Genomic DNA, 7,557 nt, shown 5'->3' with positions numbered 1-7,557 from the left:
AATTCTTTTCCTTATGTATTTTCATTTTCCATTATGAACAAATCCATATTCCTCCTGCATATATAGATAACATAGTTATAAATGCCTGATATGCAACGTCCATAATTAAATTTGCAACATTTGGTGCGTCTATTTTTTTATTCTGCACCATTAACTGGGTGTGGCAGAACAATCCACTAATTCCATATATGTACATAGTTACTATTGTGCCAGCCCAAAAGGAACCGCGAAGCCAAATTGATAAAACACCCATAATTCCAAGCCCTAACTGTGAAAATCCATACTTATACTGGTATGGTCCACCTGGCCAGCCCAGACTTTTAGATGACTTTTCTGCCAAAATGATATTTTCAACTACTCCAATGAGAGCAACTAACCCAAATGTTACAACAAATTGATGTAATAGTAAGGTACTGCATACTTGACTTGTATTTTGGAAACCTCCGTGAATAAATAAATCAATGGCACCAGAAATTAACCCCAATGCCCATAATACTAAAAACCACATTTCATTTTCCTCCATTTACAGTAATTTGCTATTTCTGAATACTAAAACAGAATTGTGTCCTCCAAATCCAAAGGAATTGGATTGCACATAATGAAGCTCTTTTGTTCTGCCATGACCTGTTACAAAATCTAACCTACAGTCTTCGTCATAAGTTTTATACCCCACCGTTTCCGGAATAAAACTATCCTCTAGTGCCTTTATACTTAACACTGCCTCAATTGCACCCGCTGCCCCTAATGCATGCCCCATCATAGACTTTGTTGAACTAACTGGTACTGTATTTCCATTTTTATAGTACATATCTTCAATCATAATAGATTCATATTTATCATTAAGCCCTGTACTGGTACCATGTGCGTTAATGTATGAAATATCTCCAACGGTAATTCCTGCATCCTTTACTGCATCTTCCATTGCTCTTTTAGCCTGAGTCATATCCGGATTGGGAGAAACTATTTTATATGCATCACAGGTTGTACCAAACCCTGCAATTTCTGCGTAAATTTTTGCATTTCGTTTCAATGCATGTTCATACTCTTCTAAGATTAAAGTAGCTGCTCCTTCTCCCATTACAAATCCACTTCTCTCTTTATCAAATGGAATGGATGCTCTTGTTTTATCTTCTGTCCGCGAAACCGCTTTTAATGATGCAAAGCCTGCTACAACTAAAGGATTAATACAAGCCTCTGTAGCTCCTGCTATTACAATATCAGCCATACCAAATTGAATATGTCGAAATGCTGTTCCAATACAATCCGTTCCTGTAGCACATGCGGCAACAAGACTCATACATGTTCCATTTGCCTTGTACTCCATAGCAATATTAGCAGCAGCCATATTCACTAAATTTCCAGGCAATAATAAGGGTGATACATATTTTGATCCCTTTGTCATACAGGTTTCATATTCTTTTCCAATCGTATCACCACCAATTCCAGAACCATATACAACCGCTACTCTATTAGAATTTACGCTATTATCTGTAATGCCAGCATCTTTGTATGCTTCTGCTGACGCAATTAATGCAAATTGTGTAAACCGGTTATATTTCTTGCTGTTAAATGATGTAAAAAAATCTTTGGAATTGTAGTTTTTGACTTCTGCTGCAACCTTAACACTTGAATCCTCAGTATCAAATAAAGTAATTGGTTCAATAGAACAATAAGAATTACGTGTATTTGACCATACTTCTTCTACATTATATCCCAGTGAAGTTATAGTTCCTAACCCTGTAACTACTACTCTTTTCATTTTCTTCTCCTTTGCACTCCACCTAAAAACTCCATTATAATTTTTTTTGTATTATTTGAACCGCATCTTCTAATGTCTTAATTTGATACATTTCTTCTTCTGCAATTTCGATATTGAACTCCTCTTCTAAAGTTGTTACTAATGTTACAAAGTCAAAAGAATCCAACCCCAAACCTTCTGTAATATTGGTTTCTTCTGTTAATTTTCCCTCAATTGTAAAGTTTTCATTAATTATTTTTTTAATTTTTTCAAATATTTCCATATGTACGTTGTATGATCACTACTAATCATACATTCTCCTTCCTTTTTCCTTACTTTCCGGTAAATTTTATCTGTTTCATATTTTATCAGACAATTTTCGCCAAAAACATGAATTATATTCAGTTAGTTATATGTTAATGGAAACACTACTAAATGTCAATATGTAATACATTTATACTTTGTTAATAATTTGTTTATTTTATATTATGCTTTTATTATACTTTTTATATTTTCTTAATATATCACTTTTTTCTGTACACAAAACAAGTCCAACAAACTCTACATCTACAGATTGTTGGACTGTTATTATAAATTCTATTCATATTCCTTTTTATAAAAAATTTTTTAATAAATTCAGTATGAAGATACTGTCGAAACGTAGACTTTTCCCAGTGCAACAGTACTTTCAATTTTATCCTTTAAAATGAATTTGCCAGCTTTGCAAATTCCTCTAAGGTAAGAGCCTCTCCTCTTGTTGTAGGAGAAATTCCAGCTTTCTCAAATGCTGCTAAGATTTCCTCTTTTGAAAATGACAATTCTGCTGAGTTATTCAACCCATTCAGCAATGTTTTTCTTCTTTGATTAAAGGAAGCCCTGATGAGCTGAAACATTAGTTTTTCATCCTTTACTATAACACAAGGAGTTGTATGTCTTTTTAGCTGTATCACTGCCGAACCTACTGTTGGACGTGGCATAAAACAATTGGCCGGTACATTCGCCACAATGTATGGTTCAGCATAATACTGTACTGCCAACGATAATGCTCCATATTCCTTTGAGCCAGGTCCCGCCTGCATTCTCTGGGCTACTTCCTTTTGCACCATAACCGTAATATTTTCAATAGGAATACCCTTTTCAAACAATGCCATTATAATAGGAGTTGTAATATAATAGGGAAGATTCGCTACCACTTTAATTGGTTTCCCGTCATTTCGTTCCATTACCAGCTGATTTAAGTCAAGCTTTAAAATATCCTGATTAATAACCGTCACATTATCATACTCTGACAAAGTGTCCTGCTCCAAAATCGGAATCAGATTTTTATCAATCTCCACTGCTGTCACTTCTCTTGCTGCTTCGCATAAGTATTGCGTCATAGTTCCAATTCCTGGTCCTATTTCTAAAACAAAATCCTCTTTTGAAATGTGAGCAGATGCTATAATTTTATTTAATACGTGGGTATCAATCAAAAAGTTCTGACCAAACTTTTTTTGGAACGTAAAATTATATTTATTTAAAATTGCTATTGTATTTTGGGGGTTTCCTAATGTTGCCATAAAATACCTCTCTATCCTCGTTTATTCTCCAAAATCAAATACTTATAGTTTCAAACCATACATTTGTTTTGAATTTCTGGTAGTTACATTAATAACCGTATCACAGTCTATATTTTTTATTTTTGCAATTTCTTCTGCCACATAAATCAAATTTAATGAAGAATTTCTCTTCCCCCTGTTAGGAACTGGTGATAAATAAGGACAATCTGTTTCCAGCACCAGAGATTCTAAAGGAGCATACTGAACTACTTCTTTTAGCTTCTTACCATTCGAGAATGTTATCACTCCACCAATCCCAAGATAAAATCCCATATTCAAATATTCCCTTGCCATCTCAACGCCATAGGAAAAGCAGTGAACTACACCACCGATTTGATCTGCTTTTTTTTCTTTCATAATAGAAAGTGTGTCCTGCGCTGCATCTCTGCTGTGAATAATTACAGGCAGGTTAACCTCCCTTGCCAGGTCCAGCTGCCTTTCAAACCATTTTTTCTGAATTATCCGTTCTGGTTCATCCCAGTAATAATCTAACCCGATTTCTCCAATTGCCATAATTTTTTCTTTTTTTGAATTTTCCTTAATTATCTCTATGTCTTGCTCTGATAAATTGGCACATTCCTCTGGATGTGCTCCCACAGCTCCATATACAAAATCAAATTTTTCTGTCAGTTCTACTGTTTTTTTGATAGTTTCCATACTAGATGCTACATTTACAACTAACTCGATCCCGTTTTCATATAAACTTTTTAATAGCTCTTCCCTGTCCTCATTAAACCGCTCATCTTCATAATGTGCATGACTGTCTACTATCATATGCACCTCCCACTTCCAATTACTGAAATTTCTTTAGACTAAAATTTCTTCTGCTTTTAACAATGCAGCCTCAATTACTTTATCCATATCGTAATACTTATACTCGCCTAATCGTCCTCCAAAAATAATTCTAGATTCCATCTGAGCCAATTTTCTGTACTCCTCATAAAGTGCATTATTTTTGTCGTTATTAATTGGATAATAAGGTTCCTCTCCTTTGCTCCACTCACTAGGATATTCTTTTGAAATAACCGTTACAGGCTGGTTTCCAAACTCAAAATGCTTATGCTCTATAATTCTGGTAAACGGTACTTCTTTTTCTGTATAATTAATAACCGCATTTCCCTGAAAATTATCGGTATCCAATTCTTCCGTTTCAAACCGCACAGAACGATATTCTAGTACCCCAAGCTTATAGTCAAAATACGCATCTATCATTCCTGTGTAAATAATATTTTTTGAAAGCTTATTTAACTCCTGGCGGTTCTCCAGATAATCTGTGTTTAATTGTACATCCACACCTTCTAACATCTTTTCGATAACTTTTGTATATCCACCAATTGGAATTCCTTGATAACGATCATTAAAATAATTATTATCATACGTAAAACGGAGTGGGAGTCTTTTTATAATAAATGCTGGAAGATCCCTGCACGACCGCCCCCATTGCTTTTCTGTGTATCCCTTAATCAGTTTTTCATATACATCTGTGCCAACCAAAGAAAGTGCCTGCTCCTCCAGATTTTTTGGTTCGATTATATTCAAGCTTGCAATTTGTGACTGAATTATTTTTTTTGCTTCTGCTGGAGTCCGAATTCCCCATAATTTACTAAAAGTGTTCATGTTAAATGGCAAGTTATATAATTCATCTTTATACATGGCAACAGGTGAGTTTATATATTGATTAAACTCACAAAACTGATTCATATAATCCCATACTTTTTTATTTGAAGTGTGCAAAATATGTGCTCCATACTTATGCACTTGAATTCCTTTGATTTCTTCGCAATAAATATTACCGCCCAGATGTTCTCTCTTGTCAATGACTAAGCAGGATTTTCCTTTTTTTCTTGCTTCATGGGCAAATACTGCTCCATATAATCCTGCACCAACAATTAAATAATCATAATTCAATTTCGTGTCTCCTTCATGCATGTCTTTGCAATACTAGTGCCTACTCGTAGTATTACAAAGACAGCAAGTCAATTATCCATTTACATTAACAAATTTCCGCCCCTGCTGGCATTGGCTTTTCAGGTACCATTAATGCAAGGCTTCCGTTTTCGTCCTCAGCGCATAATAGCATTCCCTCTGATACTACACCTGCAAGCTTTGCTGGTTTCAGGTTTACCAATACCATCACTTTCTTTCCTACCATTTCCTCGGCCGAATAGTGCTGCTTAATTCCCGATACAATCTGTTTCACTTGGTTACCAATCTTCACTTGAGAACATAATAGCTTTTTGGATTTCTTTACTTCCTCACAAGCAATAATTTCTCCCACCTGAAACTGCATTTTCATAAAATCATCATAAGAAATTTCTTCTTTTGGCTCAATTTCTATAACTGCTTCACTTTCACCCGAAGCTTCTTCGTCTTTATGTGCACGTGCTTCCTCTGCATTTTTCTTCTCTTCCACCTTAGCAAGAACTTCATTTAAATCTAAACGTGCAAATAAAATTTCTGGTTTTTCAACCACTTTTGTTCCAGAAACATAAAGTCCATATGAATCCATTTCGTCCAGGCTGCGTTTCTTTGCATTTAGCTGAAGCAAAATTTTCTCAGCTGTTTCTGTCATAAATGGTTCTAATAAACTGGCTCCCACTGCAATGCTTTCTACAAGGTGATATAATACGGTTTCCAATCTTGTTTTTTTGTCTTCATCCTTTGCCAATGCCCATGGCATTGTTTCATCAATATATTTATTACAGCGCTTAAACAATGTAAATATTTCGGAAATGGCATCTGCCACGCGAAGCTTATTCATTTTTTCAACTACCTTTTTTGGTGTCTCCAATGTTAACTGAATTAATTCTTCATCAACGGCTTCTTTCACTCCAGCATTTGTCACAATTCCGCCAAAATATTTATTACTCATAGAAATTGTGCGGTTCACCAGATTTCCCAGTGTATTTGCCAAATCGGAGTTTAATCTTTCCACTAGCAGTTCCCAGGAAATCACTCCATCATTATCAAATGGCATTTCATGCAGTACAAAATAACGTACAGCATCTACTCCGAAAAAGTCTACTAATTCATCGGCATATAATACATTTCCTTTGGATTTGCTCATTTTCCCATCATTTTGAATTAACCATGGGTGCCCAAAAATCTGCTTAGGAAGTGGTAAATCCAATGCCATTAACATGATTGGCCAGTAAATGGTATGAAATCTTAAAATATCTTTTCCTATCAAATGAAGGTCAGCTGGCCAGAATTTTTCATATAATTCATCACTTTTTCCGTCTAAATCAAATCCCAATCCTGTTATATAGTTACTTAGCGCATCCAGCCACACATATACAACATGTTTATCATCAAAGTCTACTGGAATTCCCCACTTAAATGATGTTCTGGAAACACACAAATCCTGCAATCCAGGAAGTAAAAAGTTATTCATCATTTCGTTCTTTCTGGATTCTGGCTGAATAAATTCTGGATGAGCGTTTATATGATCAATTAATCGTTGTGTATACTTACTAAGCTTTAAGAAATAAGCTTCTTCTTTTGCTGGCTGACATTCTCTTCCACAGTCAGGACACTTTCCATCTACCAGCTGAGAAGCAGTAAAAAACGACTCACATGGTGTACAATACATTCCTTCATAATGCCCCTTGTAAATGTCACCTTGCTCGTATAGCTTTTTAAAAATTTTCTGAACCTGCTTTTCATGCTCTCCATCTGTTGTGCGAATAAACTTATCATATGATGTATTCATCAAGTCCCAGATGCTCTTTATTTGTCCAGCTATCGTATCCACATATTCCTTTGGTGTAATCCCTGCTTCTGCTGCCTTTAACTCAATTTTTTGCCCATGCTCATCTGTTCCCGTCTGAAAATGAACATCATATCCCTGCAATCTTTTAAAACGAACAATACTGTCTGCTAAAACTACCTCGTAGGTATTTCCAATATGGGGTTTTCCAGAAGTATATGCAATCGCTGTTGTTAAATAATAAGGTTTTTTTTCCATTGTAATCCCTCCAATAATTAATGATAATTTCCTATCACATAAAAAAAACGCCTTTAAATAATCATTTATTTAAAGACGAGTATAACCCGTGATACCACTTTAATTTATCTCTGCCTCACAGCAAAGACCTCTTCGGCTGCCAAAATTCTCATCTGGCTGACAGTCTATCACTATAACGGGTGAACCCGTCGCAGCCTAAAGCATCTGCTCTCAGTGCGCAACTCCAAGACCATATTCAGCATTTTCACGCAGGC

Annotated in this window: 7 protein-coding genes; all 7 read right to left on the bottom strand. The window is 35.4% G+C overall.

Annotated elements, in window-relative coordinates; translation table 11 throughout:
* Positions 1–31: 31 nt before the first annotated feature.
* On the bottom strand, positions 32–508 hold the full coding sequence (locus BM305_RS16200; protein ID WP_092563196.1) for a DUF6790 family protein: 477 nt from the start codon (positions 506–508) through the stop codon (positions 32–34).
* 15 nt (positions 509–523) lie between these two features.
* Positions 524–1,759 carry a beta-ketoacyl-ACP synthase II gene (gene fabF, locus BM305_RS16195; RefSeq protein WP_092563193.1) on the bottom strand — a complete coding sequence of 412 codons (1,236 nt, stop codon included), beginning with the start codon at positions 1,757–1,759 and terminating at the stop codon, positions 524–526.
* Positions 1,760–1,793: 34 nt separating this feature from the next.
* Entirely contained in the window at positions 1,794–2,021 is a 228-nt protein-coding gene (locus tag BM305_RS16190) for an acyl carrier protein (RefSeq protein WP_092563190.1), read from the bottom strand.
* A 418-nt stretch (positions 2,022–2,439) separates the two neighbouring features.
* Complete coding sequence (rsmA, locus tag BM305_RS16185; protein WP_092563187.1) at positions 2,440–3,297, bottom strand: 16S rRNA (adenine(1518)-N(6)/adenine(1519)-N(6))-dimethyltransferase RsmA; 858 nt, start codon at positions 3,295–3,297, stop codon at positions 2,440–2,442.
* 42 nt (positions 3,298–3,339) lie between these two features.
* Positions 3,340–4,110, bottom strand: coding sequence for a TatD family hydrolase (locus BM305_RS16180; RefSeq protein WP_092563184.1), 771 nt, complete (start codon positions 4,108–4,110; stop codon positions 3,340–3,342).
* 33 nt (positions 4,111–4,143) lie between these two features.
* A complete protein-coding gene (glf, locus tag BM305_RS16175; RefSeq protein WP_092563181.1) occupies positions 4,144–5,244 on the bottom strand; it encodes a UDP-galactopyranose mutase in 1,101 nt (366 codons plus the stop codon).
* An 85-nt stretch (positions 5,245–5,329) separates the two neighbouring features.
* Complete coding sequence (gene metG / locus BM305_RS16170; RefSeq protein ID WP_092563178.1) at positions 5,330–7,303, bottom strand: methionine--tRNA ligase; 1,974 nt, start codon at positions 7,301–7,303, stop codon at positions 5,330–5,332.
* Positions 7,304–7,557 lie beyond the last annotated feature (254 nt).

The sequence above is a fragment of the Anaeromicropila populeti genome (genome assembly GCF_900112775.1).
GTDB lineage: Bacteria > Bacillota > Clostridia > Lachnospirales > Lachnospiraceae > Anaeromicropila_A > Anaeromicropila_A populeti.
The sequence above is the reverse complement of the archived record's forward strand: the minus strand, read 5'-3'. Positions and strand labels throughout refer to the sequence as shown.